This window comes from Nonomuraea sp. NPDC004354, from assembly GCF_053602555.1.
On sequence record NZ_JBSGDV010000050.1, the window covers coordinates 1562 to 2774 of the forward strand.

The 1213-nt window shown below is 57.3% G+C and carries 2 rRNA genes (1 of these 2 only partly in view); both read left to right on the forward strand.

What is annotated here, in order from left to right:
* Nucleotides 1–1028: ribosomal RNA gene (locus tag ACWENQ_RS46005) — 23S ribosomal RNA — on the forward strand; its annotated part reaches 1561 nt to the left of the window's first position; the annotation flags it as partial.
* Nucleotides 1029–1085: 57 nt separating this feature from the next.
* Nucleotides 1086–1202 (forward strand): 5S ribosomal RNA (gene rrf / locus ACWENQ_RS46010).
* Nucleotides 1203–1213 lie beyond the last annotated feature (11 nt).

A 1213-nucleotide genomic window follows, 5' to 3' on the forward strand; every position in this document is an offset into this window, starting at 1 on the left:
CTGCGAAGGTGAGAACTTAAGCGCCGGTAAACGGCGGTGGTAACTATAACCATCCTAAGGTAGCGAAATTCCTTGTCGGGTAAGTTCCGACCTGCACGAATGGCGTAACGACTTCCCCGCTGTCTCAACCGCAGACCCGGCGAAATTGCACTACGAGTAAAGATGCTCGTTACGCGCAGCAGGACGGAAAGACCCCGGGACCTTCACTACAGCTTGACATTGGCGTTTGGAGCGTCTTGTGTAGGATAGGTGGGAGACTGGGAAGCTCGGACGCTAGTTCGGGTGGAGTCATTGGTGAAATACCACTCTGGTCGTTTTGAACGTCTAACTCTGGTCCGTGATCCGGATCGGGGACAGTGTCTGGTGGGTAGTTTAACTGGGGCGGTTGCCTCCTAAAGGGTAACGGAGGCGCCCAAAGGTTCCCTCAGCCTGGTTGGCAATCAGGTGTCGAGTGTAAGTGCACAAGGGAGCTTGACTGTGAGACTGACGGGTCGAGCAGGAGCGAAAGCTGGGACTAGTGATCCGGCGGTGGCATGTGGAAGCGCCGTCGCTCAACGGCTAAAAGGTACCCCGGGGATAACAGGCTGATCTTCCCCAAGAGTCCATATCGACGGGATGGTTTGGCACCTCGATGTCGGCTCGTCGCATCCTGGGGCTGGAGTAGGTCCCAAGGGTTGGGCTGTTCGCCCATTAAAGCGGTACGCGAGCTGGGTTTAGAACGTCGCGAGACAGTTCGGTCCCTATCCGCTGCGCGCGCAGGAGACTTGAAAGGGGCTGTCCCTAGTACGAGAGGACCGGGACGGACGAACCTCTGGTGTGCCAGTTGTACCGCCAGGTGCACGGCTGGTTGGCTACGTTCGGAAGGGATAACCGCTGAAAGCATCTAAGCGGGAAGCTCGCCTTGAGATGAGGTCTCCCACCACGAGAGTGGGTAAGGCTCCCTATAGACGATGGGGTTGATAGGCCGGAGGTGGAAGCGCGGTAACGTGTGGAGCTGACCGGTACTAATAGGCCGAGGACTTGACCTCAAAGCTTTTGCTCGCGTCCACTACGCAATTCTGAGACAGCAAACGGTCTCTCAGGGTTGCGGCGGTTATGGCGGGAAGGAAACACCCGGTTACATTCCGAACCCGGAAGTTAAGCTTCTCTGCGCCGATGGTACTGCACTCGAAGGGGTGTGGGAGAGTAGGTCGCCGCCGCGCAATCTTTACAG